The sequence below is a fragment of the Vibrio sp. ED002 genome (assembly GCF_023277445.1).
Lineage (GTDB): Bacteria > Pseudomonadota > Gammaproteobacteria > Enterobacterales > Vibrionaceae > Vibrio > Vibrio jasicida.
This window is the reverse complement of the sequence record NZ_CP080238.1, coordinates 1122932-1148475: the sequence shown is the minus strand read 5'-3', so window position 1 is coordinate 1148475 and position 25544 is coordinate 1122932. Positions and strand designations below refer to the sequence as shown.

The following is a 25544-nucleotide window of genomic DNA, read 5'->3' as shown; positions in this document are numbered from 1 at the left end:
TTGTTGTGTTCGATTTCGTTGACTCTCATTTGAAGGTTCGCAGCAAGAAAACAACCTCCCTACAGGTTGATGAATAATAATTGGAGTGAGAAAGATGGCGAAAGATTACGGCATCATTGCTCGTTCAGTACTAGAGAAACTGGGCGGTGCAGAAAACGTAGTGGCACTAACACACTGTATGACGCGATTGCGTTTTGTATTAAGCGATGAAAGTAAGATAGATGCAGAAGCACTGAAGGGCATCAAAGGTGTGATGGGCGTGGTTCACAATGGTGATAAATGTCAGGTCATCATTGGCAATAACGTCTCTTATGCGTACAAAGAAGTGATGGCGTTGTGTAACCTTTCTTCATCAGAATCGAGTGAACAAGAGAAAAAGGTCAAGCTTACTCCAAAAGTGATTGGCGCTAAGATCCTTGATGCATTAGTCGGCACCATGTCGCCACTGATTCCAGCGATCATCGGCGGCTCAATGGTGAAGCTGCTGGCTATGGTTCTTAAGATGACAGGCTTGCTTGATGATGATTCTTCAACACTGATCATCCTTAATGCGATTGGCGACGGTGCGTTCTTTTTCCTACCCGTTATGGTTGCCGCGTCTGCTTCAATCAAATTCAAAACCAACATGTCACTGTCCATTGCGATTGCGGGCGTGTTGATTCACCCGAACTTCATGGAGTTGATGGCGCAAGCGGCTGATGGTAAGCACGTTGACTTCTTCAGCATTCCAATTACTTCGGTGAAATACACTTATACCGTTATTCCTGTGTTGGTGATGACTTGGGCGCTGTCTTACATCGAACGTTGGGTTGATAGCATTACACCTGCAGTGACGAAGAACTTCCTAAAACCGATGCTGATCGTATTGATTGCAGCACCGCTGGCGATTGTTTTGGTTGGTCCACTAGGTATTTGGATTGGTACTGCGCTTTCAGCATTGGTTTACACCATTCACAGCACACTAGGTTGGTTGTCGGTTGCGATCATGGGGGCACTTTGGCCATTGTTGGTTCTGACTGGTATGCACCGCGTATTTACACCGACTATTATCCAAACTATTGCTGAAACTGGCCGTGAAGGCATGGTTATGCCATCGGAAATCGGTGCCAACATCGGTATGGGTGGCGCTTGTCTTGCGGTTGCATGGAAAACTAAAAACCGCGAACTGAAACAAACCGCGAGTGCGGCGGGTGCGTCTGCAATTTTTGCGGGTATCTCTGAGCCTGCGCTTTACGGCGTGCTTGTTCGTCTGAAACGACCACTTATCGCGACCATGATTACTGGTTTCATCGTGGGTGCACTTGCTGGCATGGCAGGGCTGGCGAGCCACTCAATGGCTGCGCCGAGCTTGTTCACTAGTGTGCAGTTCTTTGATGTGAACGACCCGATGAGTATCGCTTGGGTATTTGGTCTGATTGCTCTGTCGATTGTGCTTTCTTTCGCTCTGACTTTAATCCTTGGTTTTGAAGATATCCCGAACGATGAAGACGAAGAGGGCGAAGCTATCGCAAATAAAGACGTCACAAATAAAGAAAAAGCCGAAGAGCCAGAAACGGTGTTAGAGCCTGCAAAACCAGCTTCCGCATAACCAAGATTTGAATAATTGATAGAGCCGCCTTTGCTGGTGGCTCTATGTTAAGAGGTAAATAAGATGTCTAAATCTGTGTTTCCAGAAAACTTCCTATGGGGTGGGGCAATCGCAGCAAACCAATCTGAGGGTGGTTATCGAGAAGGTGGCAAAGGGCTCACAACCGTGGATATGATCCCTTATGGTGAGAACCGAATGCCAATCAAACTCGGCCTTGTCGATTCGGTGGAATTGAGTGAAGAAGAGTTCTACCCAAGCCATCAAGCCATCGACTTTTATCACCGTTACAAAGAAGACATCGCACTTCTAGCCGAGATGGGATTTAAGACCTTTCGCATGTCGATCGCATGGAGCCGAATCTTCCCTAAAGGTGATGAACTAGAGCCAAACCAAGCAGGCATTGATTTCTACCGCAGCGTATTTGAAGAGTGCCACAAGTATGGCATTGAGCCGCTTGTCACGCTGTGCCATTTCGATGTGCCAATGCATCTAGTGAACGAGTATGGCTCTTGGCGAAACCGAAAGATGATTGGCTTTTTTGAACGCTACGCAAGAACCTGTTTTGAAGCCTTTGATGGGCTAGTGAAATACTGGCTGACGTTCAATGAAATCAACATCCTTCTGCATAGCCCATTCTCAGGTGCGGGTTTGTTGTTCCAAGAGGGTGAAAACCGCGATCAAGTGAAATACCAAGCTGCGCACCATGAGCTTGTTGCAAGCGCGCTGGTGACTAAGATTGCTCATGAGATCAATCCAGAGAACCAAGTTGGCTGTATGCTCGCGGGGGGTAACTTCTACCCATACAGCTGCAAGCCGGAAGATGTGTTCACCGCGATGCAAAAAGATCGTGAGAACCTGTTCTTTATTGATGTTCAATCTCGTGGCTACTACCCATCTTACGCACAGAAAGTGTTTGATGAAAAAGGCGTGAAGCTGGAGATTCTTGAAGAAGATTACGAGACGCTGAAAAACACGGTCGATTTCATCTCATTCAGTTACTACGCCTCACGTTGTGCATCGGCAGAAATGAATGCTAATAATACTAGTGAAGCCAACGTCGTGAAGTCGATTAGGAACCCACATTTGCCTGCCAGCGATTGGGGGTGGGTGATTGACCCGCTGGGCCTGCGAATCACCATGAACACACTTTATGATCGCTACCAAAAGCCATTGTTCTTAGTAGAAAATGGTCTGGGTGCGAAAGATGTACCGGACGAAAATGGCGAAGTACAAGACGATTACCGTATTGATTATCTGCGCCAACACGTAGAAGCCATGGCCGATGCGATTACCGATGGTGTTCCGCTGATGGGCTTTACACCGTGGGGTTGTATTGACTTGGTCGCGGCGTCGACAGGTGAGATGAGTAAGCGCTATGGCTTTATCTATGTGGACAGAGACAACCTAGGCAACGGCACACTAAACCGAACACCGAAGAAGTCTTTCCATTGGTATAAGCGAGTGATCGCGTCTAACGGTACAGAGCTTTAATCAAACAGAAGCACGCCCTTATCTTAAATGCCTTTCCAAAGAGGGAAGGCTAAGCTGTGAGGGCGTTTTTTGACAAATCTACTCGATAAGGTGAGCATTACCCTTTACCATAACGGCAAATTCATTAGCTCGTAATTACTTATGTCTCTACCTCCTTGCCCAAACTGTAACTCAGAATACGTTTACCCAGACCAAGACCAGCTTGTTTGCCCAGAATGTGCCTACGAGTGGAACCCGACTCAGGCGGCAGACGAAGATGCCGTAAACGTGAAGGATGCCAACGGCACGTTGCTGCAAGAAGGTGATAAGGTCACGTTAGCGAAAGACTTAAAAGTAAAAGGCAGTTCGTTGGTACTTAAGATCGGCACCAAAGCGGTGATTCGTCGCATTAAAGACGGCAAAGATCACCAGCTCGACTGCAAAGTTGATGGTGCTGGCGAGATGATGGTGACGGCGCAGTTTGTGAAAAAGGCGTAATTACTCAACGCCTTTAAAAATGAGAGGGCCCCAACCAAGTGTTGGGGCTTTTGCGTTTATTGCTGTCGGTACTTATCTGACGAAGTTCTGCAATCCTGCCACGTTGGCAAAGTTATAGAGAATAAAACTCGATGCCACCATGGTGACTGCCAAAACGAGGTTAAGCGTATCGCTCAAGTTGGCATTAGGTTTGGCGCTGTGGTTTTTCATTTGGCGTTGAATCGTTAAAGCGTTGAACACCAATATCGAGTTGGTCATTGCCGTTCCTAAAGCCATCACGAATGTCGCGACCATGCCCCACATTAAGCTGCCTAGCATGTTAGAAAGAAACAGAACCAACACCGCGCCAGTACAAGGGCGAAAGCCGATAAGCAGCAGTGCTTTCCATGAAATATTGCCATTAGAATCTGCGGAATCATCATCTTCTTGAGAGGGTGTTTGCTTGATGCGGCGTTTAACCACCGACGCAAACTCTTTCAGCGCTAATAAGATAATAAACACCGCACACCCTTGCGTCAGCAGACGAACATTATCGGAAAGGCTGAAAGCAAACTGCTCTGCAATCTTGGCGGTAATCACGAAAAGAATGCACGCACTCGCTGCTTGTAGGGCGGCAATAATCGCGACCAATACAAGCGCTTGTCGACGACGGTAGCCATGAATCAGGCTCATTGACGTCACTGCCGTTTTACCGTGTCCAGGAGCAACCGAATGCAGCAAACCATACAGAAAGCTAAACCCTAACAAGTACCAACCGTACAACAGTTCCCCTTGGCTTATGAGCATCAGGTATTCACTGAGCGAGTTTACCGTATCACGTTGAAGCCGAATCAACTGCATCCAGTAAGCAGGGAAGTGATCCCAAATATGCAGAGTAATGGCTAATAGCATTACGCTAAACACACCGAACAGACTGCGTTTGAAGACTAACGAGTTTCCCATTACTTCTCCTCCGGATCACAGGTGAAGAGGGCTTTTTGGGTAAATAACTGGCCAAGTTCGTTATCTGGGTCTGCATCAACAGAGAGTGACATCGCGTAAGTCACTTGCTCAGGTGTTGGGTTTGGTTCAACCACGTCGATATGACAACGATCAGAGTAAGGCTTATTGATGGTGATGGCGTGCTTATGTTCCCAGCTCATATCTACGAAGTAGCTTGGATCAAAGATAAGCAGGCGCAGATCAGGCGTGTAGATACTGGTGGGTTTAGCGAGTTCAAGATTGAACTTCAATGTTGCTTTTGCACCATTCATCTCGATAGACCCTTCTTCCACCATCTTGTAGCGAATCGGTTCATCGTCGGCATAAAAGTAGGTGAAGTAATGGCTTGATAACAAGTTGTAAATAACCTGACTAGAGAGTGTCGAAAGTACTTCATCTCGATTTTCGTCGGTGAGCTTCTCTCCCGCCAGCATGTAAGCCGTGGTCATGGCGTCAAACTCCCAGTTCATTGAGAGCGATTGAATCTTATCTTCTTTGATATTGATTTTGGTTTCCATTGTCACCCAAGAATGAGGGTGGGCGTGGACAAAACAAGAAAACAGCAGTGAGAAAGCAGTAAGAGTTAGGCGTAATCTAGAAAGAGAAAACGATCCAAAAATGGACATCCGATTACCTATGATTAAAATGATGCAAATTACCGATTGTTATAACATAACAATAATGACATTTGAACATTGTTCATTACTATTAGTGTGGTTATTTATCGACAGTTTATCCGTTTACCTTTTGAGATGCATAGGGTGGCAATAAAGCCGATGAGTTAACTATTTTATTGATTTTCGTTCTCATTCTTTTTCCCATTTTGTGGTTAACTTGAGCCCATTAAACAAATAGAATGCAGTTCGGTGGCAAGATGACTTAAACCGCTTCTTCATGCGTTCTACACTTTTCTAACCAACTTTTTCAAATCATGAATCTGACTCATAAAGACTATTTTAAAATCGCATTTCCTTTCATCGTTTCTACTGTTACCCAGCCATTATTGGGGGCGGTGGACACCGCGGTGATCGGTAAACTCGGTGTGGCTGAGATGATTGGTGGTGTGGCGATCGGCACCGTTATCATGAATACCTTGTATTGGCTGTTTGGCTTTTTCCGCGTCAGTACTACTGGGCAAAGTGCAATCGCATTAGGTAAAAATAGCCCAGAAGATCAAGCGAGCAGCTTATTCCGTCCTTTCGTGCTTTCGCTTTGCCTTGGCTTGATTTTCATTGCGTTGCAGTCCGTGATTTGGATGGGGGCAGAGCTGATTATCTCCCCTGATGCCGTCGTGGCAGAAAACGCTAAGATTTACTTCGATATCATGATCTTTGGTGCGCCGTTTGTACTGCTGAACTACACCGTGATTGGTTGGCTGATGGGGCAGGCGAAAGCCAAAGAAACCTTGTTCACGCAAGTGTTTGGTAACGTGCTGAACATCGTGCTAGATATCGTCTTTGTATTGTACTTCGATATGGGCATTGCTGGTGTTGCGGTGGCGACACTTATCGCGCAAATCTCGACGTTTGTTATTGGTGCGGTGCTGGTGTTGAAAACCTGTCGCTTCCCGCTGTTTGATTACATTCAGACCGCGAAAATGACGCGTAAAGATCTCAAAATTATCGCGTCTTCCAATATGGATCTGCTGCTTCGTACTGTGTGTCTATTGGTGTTCTTCAACATGATGGCGCGTGTAGGCTCTCAGCTTGGTTCTGATGTGCTTGCGGCGAACGCAATCTTGATGCAAGTGACCTTCATCGTCAGCTACATGTTTGATGGTGTGGCGAACGCGTCGAGCGTCTTTGCTGGTAAAGCCGTAGGGCAGAAGAATCCGACATTGCTTGATAACGTGATTAAGCTAAACACGCAATGGACCGCGGCGTTCGTTCTTGTATTGACCTTGCTGTTGGTGCTGTTCAAACACCAAGTGGTGTCGCTATTTACCACTTTGCCAAACCTTGTTGAGCTGTATTTGGACATGAGCCCTTGGTTATTGGCATTCCCGTTGGTTGCTGGTTTTGGTCTTACGTTTTACGGCATCTTTACCGGCACAGGGACGACGCGACCAGTTCGTAACTCTACCTTTCTAACCATGGTGTTGTTCTTAGTGACTCAATTTATTGCGGTGCAATATTGGGGTAATCACGGTTTGTGGCTGGCATTCACTTTGTTCTACGTTGGGCGCTTTGTCTTCTTGTTCCCGTACCTCGATCAAGTCAAACAAAAGTGTCAGTAACTCACGATTTTACAAACGGTTTTATTTCGATTTTTTATCACAAGGGTGGAGCCATCCCCCCTTGCTGATAAAAGCGTGAAAAAGGTGATGAAATAACCCCTCTGAGTTGTTTTCTTGCTCAGACCTGCGTGATACTATCGTTATGTTATATTGTTACATTTAGTTTGATGTCGTGATTTCTCAACCAATACTCTCCGTTAATAATCTCAGCCTTACAGACTCAGAACGCACACTCTTCAAAGACATTTCTTTTGAGCTGTTTCAAGGTGAAGTTCTTGCCATTATGGGACCTTCCGGCATTGGTAAATCCATGTTGTCGAAAGCCGTCGCAGGTTTTTTGCCGTCTGATATTTGGGTAGAAGGAAGCATCCAGCTTAACAGCAGTGAAGTCGCACAAACTGCCATGTTACAACGGAGTCAATCGCAGCGTCCTGCGGTCATTTTCCAAGATGCACTTAAAGCGCTGAATCCATTGGCGTCTGTCGAACAACAACTGTGTTTGGCATTGACGGGCAACAAAACACGCTTGTCTTCAGCAAACCGAGAAACGGTGACGACCTTGTTGTCTCAACTCGGATTTGCAGATCCAAAAGCAGCATTGGCGCAGCATCCAAGCCAGCTATCTGGTGGTCAGCGTCAGCGTATTTGTATTGCGATTGCGTTGCTTGGTAGTGCCAACTTGATCATCGCTGATGAGCCTACCAGTGCGCTCGATCCAATCACCGAAGCGGAGATCCTTGAGTTGTTCCGCAGCAGTGTTCAGCAACGCAACATCAGTGGTTTGTTGATCACGCACGATCTATCTGCGGCTTTGGCATGTGACAAAGTCTTGGTGATTGCGGACAACACCATGGTGGCTTATGGCGAACCATGGCAAGCCATTCAGCAAAGTTCGCATCCTTTTTGCCAACAACTTGCGCAACTGTTGCCTTAACCTCATCTCTGGAGCCTATTTTGACTAAGCACAACTTGAGTGGGCAAACGCAGCCTAAATCGGCGGAAGTTCGCTTTGAGCAAGCCAGTGTTCACTATTACTCCAAACCAAGTTGGTTAGGGGGCAAACCGTTTAAAGCGCTCGAACAATTGGATCTTTCCATCGACACAAAGAACATTGCGATTGTTGGTCCTTCTGGCGCGGGTAAATCGACCTTGATTGAACTTCTGTTTGGTCTTCGTAAACCCACATCTGGTGAAGTGTATGTTTGTGGCTATCCGCTATCGCGTAGCTCGGCTAAGCAGCGCCAAGAGTTGTGTCAGCACATTCAATTGATTCCGCAAGAGCCGCAATCGAGCTTGAATCCGTACTACACCGTTCGCCAGATCTTACTGGAGCCGCTAAGCAATATTGGCTTAACGCAAGAGCTTAACGAGAAGGTGGAAAAGGTCTTGGCGGATGTCGGTTTGGATCTCACATTGTTGGATCGTAACCCGCAGCAGTTATCGGTTGGGCAAGCGCAACGTGTGGCTATTGCTAGAGCTTTGATTGTCGAGCCTTGTGTGTTGGTTGCCGATGAGCCAACCAGCAGCTTAGACCCCGTCAGTCGTAAACAGATTCTCGACTTGTTGGCAGGCATTCAAAAGAGTCGTCAGATGCGCCTGATTTTGGTGACACATGACCTCGATGCGGCACAAACCCTATGCGATGAAATCCTAGTGTTAGACAAAGGACGCGTTGTCGAGCACGGCACAGCACAGAACGTGACAAACAACCCATCACACTTGATCACGAGAGCCTTGATGAGCGCTCAACACAAAAGTAATGAATTCACAAAAACCATTGGAGAGGTTTCTTATGCACCTTAGTACTCCCAAGTTAGCTTTGTCGCTGGCTTTAAGCGCACTGCTGACGGGTTGTTTTGACTCTGGCGAAAGCAAGCCAGAAGCAGAAAAAGCAGCTGCACCGCAAGCAACGGAAATTCGCGTTGCCATGATGCAACCACCACGCACAGGTTTGTCGCCACTTTCAGATGACGCGTTCAAACTGTCACGTTGGAGCACGGCAGAAACGCTGGTGAACCTTAACGATCAGTCGGTAGCAGAGCCTATGCTGGCAACGGAATGGGAACAAGTTGACCCGATGACGTGGCAATTTACGGTACGTAAGGGCGTGAAATTCCACGATGGTTCTGAGCTTGATGCCAACGCGGTCGTGAACTCTCTGCAAAAAGCATTAGATGCCGCACCTAAACCACGCATCTTGGACGGTATCGAATGGCAAGTTCGCGCATTGGACGACTTCACTGTTGAAATCAAAACGACCTTTAACGATCCATTGTTGCCAAGCCGTCTATCTAGCCCACAGCTAGCGATCCTTTCTGGTGCTGCATATCAAGACAACGGTCGCGTTGTGCCAATCAATGCGGGTACCGGTCCATTCGTTCTGACAGAAATCAACGGTACAACTAGCGCGAAACTGAAGCGTTTTGACGGTTATTGGGGCGAAAAAGCAAAAGTAGACAGTATCTTTGCTGAATACGTACCAAACGGTTTTGCTCGTGCTGCTGCACTACGTACCGGTGAGGCGGATGTAGTGGAAGCCGTTCCTGTTTCGCAAATCGCGATGATGGAATCTTCACAGCTGCACGAAGTCGCCATGCCACGTACCAACACGCTTTACCTAAACAATAAATCAGATGTGTTTAGCCAGTTTGGTTTGCGTAAAGCAGCGGCTCAAGCGGTTAACCATGAGCAAATCATCAAAACGGTTTACGAGAACCACGCCGATTCAGCGAAAGGCCTGTTAGGTCCTGCATTGGCATGGGCGGGACCAATTCGTGATGCGAACCCTCGTATGGAAACCATGGAAATGCGCCACGCGAATGGTGAGAAGATCACCATTGGTACATTTACCGACCGTGCTGAGCTGCCAGAAGTGGCGGTGCTACTAAAGCAACAACTTGAAGCGGCAGGCTTTGTGGTTGAGCTAGACGTTCGTGAATACGCACAAATCGAAAACGATGCACTAGCAGGTAAGTTCGATGCGTTCTTGTTGTCACGTGCAACAGTGCTGGATTCTGGTGACCCAGTGGCGTACATGCAAAGTGACTTTAGCTGTAAAGGTTCTTACAACCTAGGTCAGTTCTGCTCTGAAGAAGTGGACGCAGCATTGAAACACGCTGATCGTCAACCTTTGGGTGAGAAACGCCAACAAGCGATCATCGAAGCAGAAAGCAAAATCCTTGAGCAATACGCTGTGATTCCACTGCTGCACGAGCGAGTAATCCAAGGTGAGAGTGACCGCGTGAAGAATGCACAACGTGACCCACGCGAGCGTCGCCTGATCGACCAGTTTACTGAGGTAAACTAACTCGATGTCGTCTGTTGCCAACATGCGCTCTCGTTTGAGCGCTTGTATGCCTGAATGGTTTACGCGGTTTTTGTCGCGCTTCCTGTCACTCGGGGTAGTGGTTGTGCTGGTGGGGTTGATGCCGGATATTGCAGGTATCGATCCAAGCCAATCAATCCTCCGTGCTCGTGCGGGTGCTCAACAATTGCTGACGGCAGAAGCTCTGCAAGCAATTCGAGTAGATCTTCAACTTGACCGAAGTGCTGCTGAGCGATTGTGGGATTGGTTGACGCTTGTCATGCAAGGTGACTTAGGTGTCTCTTGGGTGAGCGGTGCATCCGTGATGGAGAGCGTTCAACAAACTGCAAAAACGTCACTATTACTGATGCTTACAGCGCTAGGCATGGCATTTGTAATGTGCATGGCGAGCGTGCTTTACACTGTGCGTCGTTGGCAACAGAATCGTTTAGACAAATATCATGACACGCTCAGTTCGGTGTTGGTTTCATTGCCTGAATACGTGATTGCTTCACTGCTGATCATGGTGTTTTCCATTTGGTTGGGCTGGTTCCCGCCTTATGGCTGGCAAGGCGTGCAAAACCTCTGGCTACCGAGTTTGGCAATGGCATTACCTGCTGCTGGCTTGTTCGGGCGCTTGCTCAATGACAGCCTCAAGCGTGTATTAGATGAGCCTTGGGTGATCACTTGGCTATCGGCGAACGTCAGTAAGTTTCAAATCTTACGCTTTGCCTTGTGGCGTGCCGTTAGTAACTTGATCCCTCAAATCGCAATGACGGTGATTGGTTTGACCGGCGGCGCGGTTGCTGTGGAACAGGTGTTCTCTATTCCGGGTATTGGACGACTAATCTTAGGCGCAGCGAAGTCACAAGATCTGCCGATGCTGCAAGGTGGCTTGTTGGTGTTGCTGGTGTTCTCGATGTTGATCAGCGGTGCGAGCATCTTATTGCAACGCTGGTTACTCGGGCACAGTGTCACAAGTGGCAAGCTGATCAGCAGTCACAGCACGTTCCGTTTTACCCAAAGCACCACCAAACGCATCGTCAGTTCCACAATCTTTGCCTTGCTGATTGGTTGTGCGGGATGGGCGTTAATGCGCGATCCTTACTCCATCCAATTTACCCGCCTTGAATCGCCAAGCTTAGCTGCCCCGTTTGGTGCCGACGCCGTTGGTCGAGATCTGCTTGCTCGTGTTGGCGGCGGTATGATGTCGACAATCAAAATGGGCATCATCGCAACGTTCCTAAGTTTGGTGATTGGTTTGCTGCTCGGCTTCGTGACTCGTTATAGCCAAGGCTTAATTGAGATCACCAAAGGTGTGCCATACATTGTGGCGGGTCTGCTGATTGCTGGTCTAACGGGGATGAATCCAAATAGTGCCTTGATTGCGATTGTTATGGTGTCGTGGGCACCATTAGCAGCGCACTGTGCGAGCTTGTTGATGGAAGCCAAAGCGCAGCCTTACACGCATCTTGCGCCCATTTGGGGAACCAGTCAGTGGCAAGTACTCCGTTACTACTTGTTGCCTTACGTACTGCCGCCATTGATTCGTCACGCGTTTCTACGTTTGCCATACATTACGCTCAGCCTGACTTCTCTGAGTTTTATCGGACTTGGCGTTAAGCCGCCAGAACCTGAGTGGGGCTTATTGATTGCAGAGAATCTGCCTTACATCGAGCGCTCACCATTAGGTGTCTTGCTGCCAATCTCAGGTTTAGTTTTGATGGCAATTGCAATCAACTTGTTGTTTGACGATTAAACCGGACTCATGAACTTTCTAACAGCCTCAATAGCGATATTGAGGCTGTTTTCTTTCTGTTTCATTATTCGCCATTGTGCGTCCCAAAAGCCACGCGCACATTTGCGCTCTGGCGTGCCATTCTTAAGCTGACTTTCTCGGTTTTTATCATGATAGGAAAGGGCATGAAGGAATACGCGCCGCAGTACAGCAAAAAAGAAAAGATCATCAGAGTCGCGATCGCTGGCGTATTTGGTCTTCTAGCTGGTGTGCTGTTTAAGCTTAAGGGAGAGCCTTTTCTGCAAGCAGTCGTCGAAGCGCCGGAATGTTATCAAATGTTCGGTATGTCAGGCTTAGAACTTTTGGTTCACATACTGTTCTTTTGGATGCCACTGTCCGTGTTTTTACTTGCTGCGGTATTGATGTTGCCACTTGGCGTACGTGGTTTGATCGAAGGTCAGTTCCCACCAGAAGGCGTCAAGGTATTCAGACCCACTGAGATTCAACGTGGCAAACTTGGCACGCTTAAATCCCTTATTCATCTGTTGTTCCCCTTATTGTGCTTTGGCTTTGTTGTATGGGGTAACGTTCAAATCGAACCCATGATGGAAATGTTCCAATCTAACCAAGGTATATCGAACTGTACCGATTGAAGTTATGTGACCTTGCTTCCTAGAAAAATCGTCCAATAAATCAGTTATTTGTTGAATCTAAAATATTAGTCGTAAAGATAAAAATTATTATAATACGTTGCACTGTATATGAAATTACTTGTGCTGTCTCTTTGTTATAATTGGGCGCGATTTGAACAAAATAACAAAAGGTATCTATTCATGTTCAGCAACCTGTCTATCAAGCAAAAGATAGTTCTCCCTCTATCTTTGATGATTGCATTACTGACCGTTAGCTCGGTATTAAATGTTCTCACCATGTGGAAACAAACGGAGCTAAGCGACACACTTAATGAGCAAATCATTCCAAACCTATTTACGATAGAAGATGCTTACCGCGATCTTTATCAAGCGACTTCTGCTATTCAAGCCCTAGCATTGGCAGAAACACCGCAAGAGATCGACCATCACCTTTTTGAATATAAAGACAATGCTTACAAAGCCTTGCCACGCATGCAGAAAGCGCTCGAACTGACTCAAGCTGGTCTTCTGCCTGCCCATCAAACAATAGAAATTAATAAGCTTGTGTCATTGGGTCAAAAATGGCTCGATAGCTATGAAGAGATGATTAACAGCCCACAAACACAATGGCCAAGTTACTACAGCGAGCACAAAGGGTTATTTGATACTCAGTTTGTTGCCGTTCGCAAGCAGTTAAACGTGGTTAAAGATGCTATTGAAGTCAAACAAAAGGCACTGAAATCGGACATCAATGCAGCAGGTTTGCGCGCAGAGTTCATCCTAGAGGCGGGCATCGCGATCGTGATTATCGCTGCACTGGCCATGATGGTATTGCTGCTTAGAACCGTGGTGAAGCCAATCAACAATATCAAAGATGCGATGGCGCAAATTGCTTCTGGCGAAGGCGATCTAAGTCAGCGTATTAACGTCCATTCTCAGGATGAAATCGGTCAATTGGCTGGTGGCTTTAACCAATTCGTGACTAAGATCCAAGCGACGGTGTCACAAGTGGTGGAAAGCGCTAATACATTGCGCCAAGAGATGAACAACCTAAACTCACTGACTTCGACCATCGCAGATTCAACCGTTGGCCAACAGCGTGACAGTGAAGCCGTTGCTGCAGCGGTACACGAGATGCAAGTGACCAGTCGTAATGTTAGCGACAGTGCGACAGAGGCAGCATTGGCGAGTCAAACGGCCAATGAAGAGCTCGCAAATACAAATATCATTCTTGAACAAACCGTGGGTGCTATTCGCGACCTTGCGGGTGAGATTGAAAGCGCAAGCCAAGTCATCAACACCTTGGATAGCGATGTGAGCAATATTGCTTCGGTATTGGATGTTATCCGTGGTATTGCAGAGCAGACTAACTTGTTGGCATTGAACGCGGCGATTGAAGCAGCGCGTGCCGGTGAACAAGGTCGTGGTTTCGCTGTGGTTGCAGATGAAGTTCGTTCCCTAGCAAGCCGCACGCAAAAGAGCACCGGCGAGATCCAAACCATGATCGAGAAGCTTCAAGCGGGTGCATCTCAAGCAGTGGAAGTGATGCAGGGCAGCAAAACCAGCAGCGAAGACACCATTCAATCGGCAGGCTTGGCGACAGAATCCTTGGCTGAAATCCTAAACGCGATCGCACGTATGAACGAAATGAATACGCACATTGCTACCGCGGCAGGCCAACAAAGCTCAGTGAGTGATGAAGTGAACAGCAACGTTCAAGGTATCGCAGACAGCAGTACGTCGATTGTGGATGTAGTGAGCCAAGCGCAACAGTCATTGTCTATGCTGTCTGAACAGACACGACAGTTAGACAAGCAAGTGAGCCAGTTCCGCGTATAAAACAACGTTACGCCAATCTCGCGCTACCCGAAATGAAAAAGGCACCTTTGATGATCAAAGGTGCCTTTTTATAAGTTTCTTTAGAAGTGATAAGCATCAGTATAAGCAGCGGAATGTCATATTTTTTAAGGTTCGTTCTGCCTTACCAAAGAAAACCAGACTGCATTGATTATCCAGATAGAAAACGCGACTGTGACGTACAGTCACTGGCTGTTCATAACCCAATACAATGTACTCGTTTCCCTTAGACTTTGAATATTCGTATTTATAGTCCATTGCCTGAAACTTTGTTTCTGCGGCATCAATAGCAGAGTAATGAAGACGGCTCTCAAGGTAGCCCTTATAGAGCTTGGTATAGGTCGTCCACCTGTATTGCATCGCTTCTACTTTGCCAAACAATTGAACTTTTGACTGGTGTGCCGTGAACAAGAGAATGCCGTTGAACACAACCAATGCTATCAATACTTTGAATTTATGGGCATTGAAGTAAAAGCTGATCTTTGTGATAAATGCATTCATGGTTGTTAATTGTCACTACCGTTTTTCCGTCATCGGAACGTTTTAATTCTGGGTAAGCTTTGGCTTTTAGCACTTGTTCAAAGTCGTGCTTGTAATACAGTGCTTTCGTCGTTTCATAAAGATTAAACAGCGTCACTAACAGCATGACTATAAAAAGCGCATGCCATAGTTTTGCGTTTTGCTTGCTGGCTGACTTGAGAGCACACTCTTCTGGTTTGGTTATTGGCTTTAAAACTGGCTCTTCTGGAGCAAATTTAAAATTGAGGGAATAGCCAACTCCAGGGGTATTAACCAGAATGGTCTTTTCGTTATCTTCCAACGTTCGTCGAGTGCGATTAATCAGTTGAGGCAAACTCTCTTGTGAGATGTGTTCATAGCCCCAAACCTGCTGAATAATCTCTTTATTGCTGATCGTGTTTGGATACGCATCAACAAGGCAATTTAACAACGCTTTTTGTTTATTGGTCAGCTTAACCGCTTCTTGTTCTTCTGCTTTGCCATTCAAAGGGGATGGCTGTAAATAGTGAGTCGTCCTGTCCCAAAGGTAATTCCCTAATACTAAAGAGTTATTATTGTTCATAACCAACTTATTTCGTATGTCAGGTTGTTTAGGGGGAGCGAATTATAGGGTAATAAATACGGAAATCAACGCTTATATTTGCAATTTATTTAATCAAAGCGAGCTTTAAATGTTCAATTAATGATGCAATGTTAAGCGAGTGTAAATTCTTGTTTTTTCATTTATTCTCACGATATTTAATAAGCTTTGTTTTTATCCGCGATAGCAAGATCACTTACTAATTGGTTTGCTTTGTCACGAATTCTCTGGTTTTGTCTACTCTTTTTTACTGTTTTTATTAAGAAAAATCCGATTTCGATTGCTCACAGAAATTTTATTTTTCCAATAAAAAAGCACTCAAATTGAGAGATCAACGACAGCTTTCGAATAAACATTTTTGTCTATCGTAAAGAACGTTAAATTTTGTTGTATGTACAACATTGAATAATTATCATCCCGACTAATATTTGCTGACTTTTTATTGAGTCACGTTGTTTTAGTTAGGAAGAGAGAATTTTCATGACACGTAGAACCACGCTATCGCTCTTGATTGCGTCGAGCCTATTATTGGTCGGGTGTGAACAGAGCCAAGAAGGACAAGCGCAAGGTGGTCCAGCGCCGACACCAGAAGTGACGGTATTGACGGTAGAACCTGTTCGCCAAGCGCTAACAGTAGAACTGCCAGGCCGCAGCCGAGCGTTTAAAGAAGCAGAAGTTCGCCCACAGGTAACGGGTATTATTTCTGAGCGAAATTTTGTTGAGGGTGGCGTGGTAGAGAAGGGTCAATCGCTATACCAGATTGATGATTCTACTTTCCAAGCTGATTTATTGAGTGCAGAGGCGGAACTGATCCGTGCGCAAGCATCGGAAGAATCAACGTACTCAACAGTGCGTCGTTACCGTGCATTGATCACTAAAAAGTCGATCAGCCAACAAGCATTAGACGAAGCAGAAGCGGCTTATAAAGAAGCGAAAGCGCAAGTGTTAGTCGCGAAAGCGAAGATCAACACGGCGAAGATCAATTTGTCTTACGCACAAGTAAAGGCGCCAATTAGCGGTGTGATCAGCAAGTCTAACGTAACGGCGGGTGCGCTGGTAACGGCAAACCAAGCGGCGACGCTAACGACTATCCAACAGTTAGACCCAATCAATGTTGATATCGTGCAATCTTCTGCTCAACTACTCCGTTTGAAAGCAGCGATGTCACAAGGTCACTTGCAAAAAGATGAGACAGCTCAAGTCACGCTGACGCTCGAAGATGGTTCGACATACGCGCACAAAGGTGCAATGAAGTTTACTGAAGTGAACGTAGACGAAAGTACCGGCAGCGTAACGCTACGTGCAGAATTTGCGAACCCAGATGGCTTGTTGCTACCGGGTATGTTCGTGCGTGCGACGGTAACGGTTGGTGTCGACCCTGTTGCGATTCTTATCCCCCAAAATACAGTAACGCGTGATGCAACGGGTAAAGCCTCAGTAATGACGGTAGGTGAAGACAACAAAGTAACAATCACTCCGGTAACAACGGCTGAGTCTATTGGTAATCAATGGCGCATCACTGACGGTCTGAAAGTGGGTGATAAAGTCATCACAACAGGCCTACAGATGATCCAACCGGGTAACCCAGTGACCATTCAATCAGGTGAGCAGGCATAATCATGGCACGATTCTTTATCGATCGTCCGGTATTTGCTTGGGTACTTGCGATTCTGACTATGTTGGCGGGCGTAATGTCCCTGTTCAACTTGCCGGTTTCTCAATACCCGACGATTTCACCGACCACGATCTCAATCAATGCCCGTTACCCTGGTGCTTCTGCGAAAACCGTAGAAGACTCAGTGACTCAGGTTATCGAGCAAAACATGACGGGTCTGGACTACCTACGCTACCTAAACTCAAGCAGTGATGCGTTTGGTAACGCGACCATTACGCTGACGTTTGATAGCGAAGCGGATCCAGATATCGCGCAAGTTCAGGTGCAGAACAAACTGCAATTGGCGATGACGTCGCTTCCGATGGAAGTACAAAGCCAAGGTATCATCGTAAACAAATCTAACACCTCATTTTTGATGGTTGTGGCGGTTTACTCTGAAGACCCTGAATTCACAGAAAACGACATTGGCGATTTTGTTGTTACCAATATTCAAGATCCGATCAGCCGTGTTACGGGTGTAGGTCAAGTGCAAGCGTTTGGTTCTCAATACGCAATGCGCGTTTGGCTAGACCCATTCAAACTGACTCAGTTCAACCTAACGGCAATCGACGTTGCGAACGCGATTCGTGAGCAGAACGCACAGGTTTCTTCTGGTCAGTTAGGTGCAGCACCTGCTCAGTCTGGTCAGTTGCTTAACGCGACGATTTCTTCAGCAAGCCGTCTAACCAGCGTGGCTGAATTCAGAAACATCATTCTGAAATCAGAAGCGAACGGTTCGAACGTTTACCTGAAAGACGTAGCGCGTGTTGAGCGCGGTGCAGAAAGCTACGATATCAAAGGTCAGTACAACGGCTTCCCAGCAGCAGGTCTAGGTATCTCTCTCGGTACTGGTGCGAACGCGCTAGAAACGGCAGAAGCAGTAAAAGAACGTCTTGGTCAGCTAAGTGCGACTTTCCCAGATGGATTGAAGATCGCTTACCCGTTTGAAACAACGCCATTCGTTGATGCGTCGATCAAAGAAGTAATCAAGACACTGCTTGAAGCGATCGTGTTGGTATTTTTGATCATGTACCTGTTCTTGCAGAACTTCCGTGCAACGATCATCCCAACGATTGCGGTACCTGTTGTATTGCTAGGTACGTTTGCCGTCTTGTACGCGACGGGCTTTAGTGTCAACACCTTAACCATGTTTGCGATGGTTCTGGCAATCGGCTTGCTGGTGGACGATGCGATCGTTGTGGTTGAGAACGTGGAACGTGTAATGCACGAAGACGGTCTCGATCCAAAAGAAGCTACGAAGAAGTCAATGGGGCAGATCACTGGCGCGCTAGTTGGTGTTGGCCTGACGCTGTCTGCGGTATTCGTACCGATGGCGTTCATGTCTGGCTCAACTGGTGTTATCTACCGTCAGTTCTCTATCACTATCGTAGCGGCAATGACGCTCTCGGTATTGGTGGCGATCATTCTTACTCCGGCACTTTGTGCGAGCTTGCTGAAAAAAGGCGATGCGGAATTTTCGGATAAGAAAGGCTTCTTTGGCTGGTTCAACCGTAAGTTTGATGCAGCAACGGCGGGTTACGAAGCGGGCGTAGCGAAAATGCTAAAACGCACTGGTCGTATGCTGTTGGTATTCGCGGCAATGAGTGCGGGCGCAGGTTGGTTGTTCATGAACCTACCAACGTCTTTCCTACCGGATGAAGACCAAGGTACTGTGTTCTCTATGGCAATCTTGCCACCGAACTCGACTCAAGAGCAGACAGAAAAGACGCTAGAAAAAGTCCGTAACTACTTCCTAGAAGAAGAGAAAGACAACGTCGCGTCAGTGTTCTCGGTAGCGGGCTTCAGCTTCGCGGGTCAAGGTCAGAACATGGGCATGGCGTTTATCGGTCTGAAAGATTGGTCAGAGCGTGAAGCGCCGGGTTCGGATGCGGCTTCGCTGACAGGTCGTGCGATGGGTTACTTCTCAACGATTAAAGAAGCAATGGTGTTTGCGTTTGCGCCACCAGCGATTCAAGAGTTGGGTAACGCGACTGGTTTCGACTTCTACCTACAAGACTCAACTGGTAACGGTCATGATGCGCTTGTAGCGGCTCAATACCAAATCCTAGGTATGGCAGCACAAAACCCGAAACTGGTGGGTGTGCGTCCAAATGGTCAAGCAGATGCGCCGATGTACCAAGTTCATGTCGACCACGTGAAATTGCGTGCGCTGGATGTGAGCATTAATGATGTAAACCAAATCCTAGCTTCGGCATGGGGTGGTGCATACATCAACGATTACATCGATCGCGGACGCGTGAAGAAGGTAATGGTGCAGAGTGACGCAGAACACCGTATGCAACCGAAAGACTTCGACTCATGGTACGTGCGTAACTCACAAGGCGAGATGGTGCCATTCTCGGCATTTGCAACGGGTGAGTGGACTTACGGTTCTCCGCTATTGCAACGCTTTAACGGTCTACCTGCGATGAACATCCAAGGCGGTGCGGCTCCGGGCGTAAGTACTGGTGAAGCGATGGCAGAAATCGAAGCCATGGTAGAAAAACTGCCTCCTGGCTTTACGGTGAACTGGAACGGCATCTCTTACGAGGAACGTCTGTCTGGTAACCAAGCACCAATGCTTTACGCGCTGTCGATTCTGGTTGTCTTCCTTGTACTAGCAGCACTTTATGAGAGCTGGTCAGTACCATTCGCGGTTGTGCTTGTTGTACCTCTAGGTGTACTAGGTGCGGTACTCGCGGTCATGACTCGCGGTATGGATAACGACGTATTCTTCCAAGTAAGCTTATTGACCACTGTTGGTTTGGCAACGAAGAACGCGATTCTTATTGTGGAATTTGCGAAGGAATACTACGAGAAAGGCGCAGGCTTGATTGAAGCAACGCTGCACGCGGTACGTGTTCGTCTTCGTCCTATCATCATGACCTCGCTTGCGTTTGGTCTTGGTGTAGTGCCACTAGCGATCAGTGCGGGCGTAGGCTCTGCGGGTCAGAACGCGGTAGGTACGGGCGTACTTGGCGGTATGGTAAGTGCGACTTTGCTTGGTATCTTCTTCGTGCCTGTGTTCTTTGTTGTGGTTGAGCGTTTGTTCGACCGCCGCGCAAGAAAAGAAGCACAAAAAGAGCAAGTGGAATCTACTTCACAGCCAACGGCAAGCCAAGAGTAGGACTTAGCGCTAAAGACTAAGTTATACTATTGCTAATAAGTACAAGAAAAGGGCGCTTCGGCGTCCTTTATTTTTGGATTCAATTGGATAGTTTGGGTTTGAGGCAAACACCAGAATATCCAAATGAAAACAAAGCCGAAAGTAGAATAGGCAAGTATGAAAGATCAGAAGATTTCTCCGATATCCGTGTTGGATCAAAGCCCGATGTTTGTGTGCAGCGTGATGAACCGAACCTTCCGCAATCGTGCTCAAGCAGAGCTATCGCGTCAGGACTTAATGACGTTGGAAATGGCGAGTGCCTTGGCGGCGTTAGAAGAGTTTCAACCGATGAGCCAGCAAGAGTTGGCGGATGCGGTTCTGACAGAACGAAGCGTCGCAAAACGCATGGTGGATAACTTAGAGAAACGAGGTTTTGTTAAAGTTTCAAAGAGCGAAACCAATCAGAGATTAAAGATTCTGACACTCACCAAAGAAGGCGTAGAAGCGGTACGCAAAGTGCACCGCATCATGACCAACCTCAAGCAAGATTTCTTCTCTTGTTTGACGGAAGAGGAATCCGACGAATTCTTCCGTTTGGTGCGTAAAATGACCTTAGCCAATCACCCTTAATTCTGCGTTTCAAACGATGGTGAACCAATTAGCTTTCTGTGAGAAAACGGTTCGCCACTTCAGCTTCTTGCTTTTTCATCAATTGATGCGCGGTCAGCATGTGTTGTTCCATCACTTGCTTGGCTTTTGATGCGTCACTTTTACGCAATGCTTCCACCAGTGCACGTTGGCTTTGCACACCCGTTTGCCACAGCTTGTGGTTGCCCGGTTCATACAGTTTGCGATAAATCGTCAGCTCGGTAAGCATTTGCGCAGTAAAGCGAACCACAAACTTCAGCAGCTCGTTGCCAGAATAGCTCGCTAAGAGGCTGTGAAACTCAATCGATGCAATGTGGTGTTCGCGCTCTTGATACACATCTTCCGGTGGCGTCTGGTACTTATCGATCTGTTGATCGAGACGAGCAAGTTGCTCATCGGTCAATGTGCCCGCCAATGATGCTGCGATCTCTGGCTCCAGAGATAAGCGGATCTGGTACAGATCAGAAACTGAAACGTCTTTAAAGAACAGGTAGTTACTCAGTAGTGCCTGAGCTTTGTTCTCACTCATTTCGCTAACAAACACACCGCCTTTTGGTCCAGTCTTGGTCGAGAGAATACCTTGAGCCTCTAAGATACGCATGCTTTCACGTACTGTGCTTTTTGACGCATCAAAGGTTTCCATGACTTCGATTTCACTCGGCAGACGATCGCCGGGTTGTAAAGCTTGATCGACAATCCATGCTTTGATCGATTCGGCTAATTGTTGAGTTCTACGTCCTTTTGCGCTGCTTGCCACATTATCCTCGCTGGTTTTTCTCGCGGTATCTAGGGTCTGTTTATCTTTCGTAGTTAAATTTTGTTCGGATGGGGGCGCCTAGCCCGAACCCTTTGGGCAGCGTTTGTTGGCCATTTCTACTTCGTTATCGACTTCTCATGTAGGCTAACTACACATCAAAGTCTTTGCCTTGTATAAACACCCAACAATTCGCTGCAAAAATCAGCACGAAAGGTTAACAGACCCTATTGAATTCTGAAGGAAATTCAAAGGATGTCACCTGTTTTCTGCCTTTCATTTTCTGAAAAACGAACACGGTTTTAGTTATGAAACCATCCGATTATCGATCGAATCACTCTCACAAAAAAGTCTATTTATCATGATAAATGTCTTTCATTTGATATTTATCATGATAAATTAAAAATGAACATGGTTAGAAAAAGAGCGATTCAAGATGGAAAAATTTGTAGAAACTGCCAGCCTAGCGTGGGAGTGGTTGGAAGATATTGCTCAATGCAGCCAAACCCAAGACCCAGATAGCGAAGGTGTTACTCGCTTATGTGCCAGTGAAGAGCACGCAAAAGCGAATGAAAAACTACGTGAGTGGATGCTGCTGTCTGGTATGGAAGTGCGCATGGACAATGCTGCAAATCTTATTGGTCGCTATCACAGCCCAAATCCAAATGCCCAGACGCTGATTTTTGGCTCTCACCAAGACACGGTGCCAAATGGTGGTAAATACGATGGCATCTTGGGTGTGATTCTACCAGTTGCGTTGATTCACTATTTTCATCAACAGAAATTCGAATTCCCATTCAATATTGATGTGATTGCCTTTAGCGATGAAGAGGGAACTCGATTCCAATCGACACTACTTGGCTCAAAAGCGATATCTGGGACGTTTGACCCAAGTGTGCTGGATGCGCGAGATGCCCACGGTGTGACCATGCGTGAAGCGTTAACGTCGTTTGGTTGTCATCCAGATCAGATCGAAAAAGACGCTTACGACAAAGAAAAGGTGTTGGGCTTTGTGGAACTGCATATTGAGCAAGGGCCACAGCTTGAACAAGCGAACTTGCCGGTCGGTGTGGTTACTGCCATCACTGGGATTGAGCGTCATACTTTGTCGATTGTTGGCAAAGCCGGACACGCAGGCACCGTGCCAATGGACATGCGTCAAGATGCGCTAGTTGGGGCAGCTCAGGTCATTCATATGTTTGACCAACTGTGCAAACGTGAAGACGACCTAGTGGGCGTCGTAGGTAAAATCGCCAACTTCCCAAATGGTGTGAATGTGATTCCTCAGCAGACGGACATCACTATCGAACTGCGCTCTCCAAATGATGCCTCTCGCATTGCCGCACGAAAAGAAATGCTGGAGAACATTCAAACCTTGATGGCGCAATACAACCTCGCGTATCACCACGAACAAACTTATGAGCAAGCTGCTGTCACCTGTTCTGATTCACTTTCTTCGGCACTTACTCAAGCGATCGCACTATCCAATATTGACACCAAACATCTATTCAGTGGCGCGGGTCATGATGGTCTGGCTGTGTGTGAGCTGACGGATATTGCGATGTTGTTTATGCGTTGTACGGGCGGGGTTAGCCATCATCCTGATGAAGCGATTTTACAACAAGACCTCGTAGCAGCAGTCGAGGTTCTGAACCATTTCTGCATGCTGATGAAACACCAATAAAAGCGAAATAACACAAGAGAGGGTGGGGATTCATCCTCTTTTTTACTTTCAAAACCAAGACTTGGTTTTAGCTTGTGAACGTGAAGGCTCATACCAATGGGTTTTCATTCCTATACTAAGGAGAGATTTTGTTATGGATATGACAAAAAAGATGGAGACAACAGAGAAGAAGGCTTGGTACAAGAGTATGCCGGACCCAATGGTCCTGATCTTTATGATTTTGGTGGCAACGTATCTACTGACTTTTGTTGTGCCTGCCGGGGAGTTCTCACGTGTTGTGGTGGACGGTCGTACTACCGTTGTCCCTAATTCATTTGCTTATCTGAGTGATGTGCCTGCGGTGCATTTCTTTGACATTTTTGTCGCGATTCCGAAAGGTTTGATCAGCGCGGCACCTTACTTGTTCATCGTATTTATTGCTGGTGGTTTGTTCCACATCTTGCAACGTACTGGTGCGCTTGAGAACGCGATTGGTGTGGCGGTAAACAAAGTTGGCGTGAAGAACCGTAATCTGATCATCACAATCGGCACCTTTATCTACGGTTTCTTTGGCGTGGCGGTAGGCTTTGAGAACAACATCGCACTCGTTCCGGTTGCGGTTCTGATTTCTGCTGCGGTTGGTTACTCCAGCCTTGTCGGTACGGTAATGGCAGTGGGCGGTATCGGTGTAGGCTTTGCACTGTCACCAATCAACCCTTATACCGTAGGTGTGGCTCAAGGTATTGCTGAACTGCCTACTTTCTCGGGCGCTTGGTTGCGTGCAGCGATGGTAATTTCCTCTCTTGCATTGCTGTCTTACTACATCTGTACTCGTGTGGCGAAGATGGAGTTTAAAGAGCCAGATTCAGCAGAAGGCTTAAGCAAAGATTTATCGGAATACCACCTAGAGAAGAAAGACAAACTGACGCTAGGCGTATTCCTAGCTGGTCTTGGTGTGATGCTTTACGGCGTATTTGCTAACGGTTGGTACATCAACGAGATCGCAGGTCTGTTCTTATTAATGGCAATTGTGATCGGTGCGGTGAACGGTTTAAGTGCGAATGGCATCGTGAAGCAGATGATGGAAGGTGCATCGGGCGTAACTGCAGGTGCATTGGTGATTGGTGTTGCGGCATCGATTCAAATCATTCTCGACCAAGCACAAATCATCGACACCATCGTTAACGCGCTAAGCTCACTTATTCAAGATATGCCGATTGCTATCTCTGCGATTGTTGCGAGTGTGGTGCAAGGTGTGATCAACCTATTCGTACCATCGGGTTCTGGTCAGGCAATGGTGACCATGCCGATCCTAATTCCTGTGGCTGACCTTACTGGCATGAGCCGCCAGCTGATGATTACCGCATTCCAAGTGGGTGACGGTCTGACCAACCTTATCGTACCGACTTCTGGTGGTACGCTAGCGATGTTGGCGCTTGGTCGCGTGTCTTACGAGCAGTGGCTAAAGGCAATTATGCCATTCATGGTATTTGTTTACGCCTTGTGTTGGTTGGCGCTGTTTATTGGACAAATGGTCGGCTACTAACGTCTTTTTATATCGAGAATCTATGACGATTTCACTTATTCATGTTAATCCTGAAACGGGATTATCGGCTTCCATTACAGCCACTGGCGGTGTTGCCGTTGGTGGTTATGTGAACCACAGTTGGCGTGGAGTTGGCGCCTGTGCAACTCAAGGTTTGTTTACCAATCCTTGGTATGCAGACAATGCCAAGCGATGGTTATCTCAAGGACTGTCTTGTCATGAGGTGATTGACCGTTTGAAAGAAGGTGATGCGGAATTCGCCAAGCGCCAATGTATGGTAATGGACAAACATGGCCATACCGCGTTTATAAACGGCGAAGAGAACATCGCGTACGTCGGCTCTCTAGCACTTCAAGATTTGGCAGTTGCCGGAAACATGCTTGAAAGTGATGCGGTTATTGAGGCGTTTGCAGATTCGTTCCTAGCTCAGACTGTGATCAATGCCGAGCAAGTGAGAGCTGGGGGCAAACCGCAATATCGTGATAGCTATGAGGCAACGCTAGCGGAAGTGCTTATTTCTGCACTAGAAGCCGCATTGGAAGCGGGAGGGGATAAGCGCGGTACCTATTCTGCCTCTCTTCGTATAGAAAGTTATACTCATGCGCCGATCGATATTCGTGTCGATTGGTCTGATGACAGCTTGATGGAAGACATGAGGACGGTACTGAGCCGCGTACGAGCGCCGAGCTTTCAAGAGTTTCTTAATGGCGTGCCGAATCAGTAAGAGGATTCATGTCGCGCAAAATAAAAAGCCGAACAGTGACTGCTGT

21 protein-coding genes are annotated in these 25544 nt (G+C 47.0%); 16 read left to right on the top strand and 5 right to left on the bottom strand.

Annotated elements, in window-relative coordinates; translation table 11 throughout:
• Window positions 1-94: 94 nt before the first annotated feature.
• The 3 genes from ascF to ITG12_RS05320 all read left to right on the top strand — a co-directional run bounded on the left by ascF (window position 95) and on the right by ITG12_RS05320 (window position 3556).
• Entirely contained in the window at window positions 95-1588 is a 1494-nt protein-coding gene (gene ascF, locus ITG12_RS05330) for a PTS cellobiose/arbutin/salicin transporter subunit IIBC (RefSeq protein WP_038875730.1), read from the top strand.
• 63 nt (window positions 1589-1651) lie between these two features.
• Window positions 1652-3079, top strand: coding sequence for a 6-phospho-beta-glucosidase (locus ITG12_RS05325; protein WP_038875727.1), 1428 nt, complete (start codon window positions 1652-1654; stop codon window positions 3077-3079).
• A gap of 141 nt (window positions 3080-3220) precedes the next feature.
• The gene (locus ITG12_RS05320; RefSeq protein WP_020195649.1) at window positions 3221-3556 is read left to right on the top strand and encodes a zinc ribbon domain-containing protein YjdM; all 336 of its coding nucleotides are present in this window, start codon (window positions 3221-3223) and stop codon (window positions 3554-3556) included.
• Between the two features lie 72 nt (window positions 3557-3628).
• Here the strand turns inward: ITG12_RS05320 and ITG12_RS05315 are convergent, their stop codons facing one another.
• Together ITG12_RS05315 and ITG12_RS05310 are read right to left on the bottom strand one after the other, a co-directional pair.
• Window positions 3629-4498: a nickel transporter gene (locus tag ITG12_RS05315; RefSeq protein WP_038875723.1), complete on the bottom strand. Its 870-nt coding sequence runs from the start codon at window positions 4496-4498 to the stop codon at window positions 3629-3631.
• Window positions 4498-5163 carry a DUF1007 family protein gene (locus tag ITG12_RS05310; RefSeq protein ID WP_080628694.1) on the bottom strand — a complete coding sequence of 222 codons (666 nt, stop codon included), beginning with the start codon at window positions 5161-5163 and terminating at the stop codon, window positions 4498-4500. The genes ITG12_RS05315 and ITG12_RS05310 overlap by 1 nt, the downstream gene beginning before the upstream one ends.
• A 305-nt stretch (window positions 5164-5468) precedes the next feature.
• On the opposite strand from ITG12_RS05310, the gene ITG12_RS05305 reads away from it, so the two are divergent.
• The 7 genes from ITG12_RS05305 to ITG12_RS05275 all read left to right on the top strand — a co-directional run bounded on the left by ITG12_RS05305 (window position 5469) and on the right by ITG12_RS05275 (window position 14286).
• On the top strand, window positions 5469-6773 hold the full coding sequence (locus tag ITG12_RS05305) for an MATE family efflux transporter (RefSeq protein ID WP_248873806.1): 1305 nt from the start codon (window positions 5469-5471) through the stop codon (window positions 6771-6773).
• A gap of 172 nt (window positions 6774-6945) precedes the next feature.
• Window positions 6946-7707, top strand: coding sequence for an ATP-binding cassette domain-containing protein (locus ITG12_RS05300; RefSeq protein WP_248873805.1), 762 nt, complete (start codon window positions 6946-6948; stop codon window positions 7705-7707).
• Window positions 7708-7727: 20 nt separating this feature from the next.
• Complete coding sequence (locus ITG12_RS05295; RefSeq protein WP_248873804.1) at window positions 7728-8576, top strand: dipeptide/oligopeptide/nickel ABC transporter ATP-binding protein; 849 nt, start codon at window positions 7728-7730, stop codon at window positions 8574-8576.
• Window positions 8566-10080: an ABC transporter substrate-binding protein gene (locus tag ITG12_RS05290; RefSeq protein WP_248873803.1), complete on the top strand. Its 1515-nt coding sequence runs from the start codon at window positions 8566-8568 to the stop codon at window positions 10078-10080. The genes ITG12_RS05295 and ITG12_RS05290 overlap by 11 nt, the downstream gene beginning before the upstream one ends.
• Window positions 10081-10126: 46 nt before the next feature.
• Window positions 10127-11836, top strand: a complete 1710-nt coding sequence (locus ITG12_RS05285) for an ABC transporter permease subunit (RefSeq protein WP_248873947.1) — start codon at window positions 10127-10129, stop codon at window positions 11834-11836.
• Between the two features lie 164 nt (window positions 11837-12000).
• Window positions 12001-12468 carry a hypothetical protein gene (locus ITG12_RS05280; protein WP_248873802.1) on the top strand — a complete coding sequence of 156 codons (468 nt, stop codon included), beginning with the start codon at window positions 12001-12003 and terminating at the stop codon, window positions 12466-12468.
• A gap of 180 nt (window positions 12469-12648) precedes the next feature.
• Window positions 12649-14286 (top strand): methyl-accepting chemotaxis protein, encoded by a 1638-nt coding sequence (locus tag ITG12_RS05275; protein ID WP_248873801.1) that lies wholly within the window; start codon window positions 12649-12651, stop codon window positions 14284-14286.
• A gap of 96 nt (window positions 14287-14382) precedes the next feature.
• Here the strand turns inward: ITG12_RS05275 and ITG12_RS05270 are convergent, their stop codons facing one another.
• Window positions 14383-14664, bottom strand: coding sequence for a hypothetical protein (locus ITG12_RS05270; protein ID WP_248873800.1), 282 nt, complete (start codon window positions 14662-14664; stop codon window positions 14383-14385).
• A gap of 94 nt (window positions 14665-14758) precedes the next feature.
• Entirely contained in the window at window positions 14759-15385 is a 627-nt protein-coding gene (locus ITG12_RS05265; RefSeq protein ID WP_248873799.1) for a winged helix-turn-helix domain-containing protein, read from the bottom strand.
• 498 nt (window positions 15386-15883) lie between these two features.
• Here ITG12_RS05265 and ITG12_RS05260 point away from each other — a divergent pair, with 498 nt between their 5' ends.
• The 3 genes from ITG12_RS05260 (at window position 15884) to ITG12_RS05250 (ending at window position 20793) form a co-directional block, all read left to right on the top strand.
• Entirely contained in the window at window positions 15884-17020 is a 1137-nt protein-coding gene (locus tag ITG12_RS05260; protein ID WP_248873798.1) for an efflux RND transporter periplasmic adaptor subunit, read from the top strand.
• Window positions 17021-17022: 2 nt separating this feature from the next.
• A complete protein-coding gene (locus ITG12_RS05255) occupies window positions 17023-20184 on the top strand; it encodes an efflux RND transporter permease subunit (protein WP_248873797.1) in 3162 nt (1053 codons plus the stop codon).
• A gap of 156 nt (window positions 20185-20340) precedes the next feature.
• Window positions 20341-20793: a MarR family transcriptional regulator gene (locus ITG12_RS05250; RefSeq protein WP_054755829.1), complete on the top strand. Its 453-nt coding sequence runs from the start codon at window positions 20341-20343 to the stop codon at window positions 20791-20793.
• A 28-nt stretch (window positions 20794-20821) separates the two neighbouring features.
• Here the strand turns inward: ITG12_RS05250 and ITG12_RS05245 are convergent, their stop codons facing one another.
• Window positions 20822-21568 carry an FCD domain-containing protein gene (locus ITG12_RS05245; protein ID WP_248873796.1) on the bottom strand — a complete coding sequence of 249 codons (747 nt, stop codon included), beginning with the start codon at window positions 21566-21568 and terminating at the stop codon, window positions 20822-20824.
• 433 nt (window positions 21569-22001) lie between these two features.
• On the opposite strand from ITG12_RS05245, the gene ITG12_RS05240 reads away from it, so the two are divergent.
• The 3 genes from ITG12_RS05240 (at window position 22002) to ITG12_RS05230 (ending at window position 25498) form a co-directional block, all read left to right on the top strand.
• Window positions 22002-23249, top strand: a complete 1248-nt coding sequence (locus ITG12_RS05240) for an allantoate amidohydrolase (protein ID WP_038875687.1) — start codon at window positions 22002-22004, stop codon at window positions 23247-23249.
• A 133-nt stretch (window positions 23250-23382) separates the two neighbouring features.
• Window positions 23383-24774, top strand: a complete 1392-nt coding sequence (locus tag ITG12_RS05235) for a TIGR00366 family protein (RefSeq protein ID WP_017188230.1) — start codon at window positions 23383-23385, stop codon at window positions 24772-24774.
• 22 nt (window positions 24775-24796) lie between these two features.
• Window positions 24797-25498: a DUF1028 domain-containing protein gene (locus ITG12_RS05230; protein ID WP_038875683.1), complete on the top strand. Its 702-nt coding sequence runs from the start codon at window positions 24797-24799 to the stop codon at window positions 25496-25498.
• Window positions 25499-25544 lie beyond the last annotated feature (46 nt).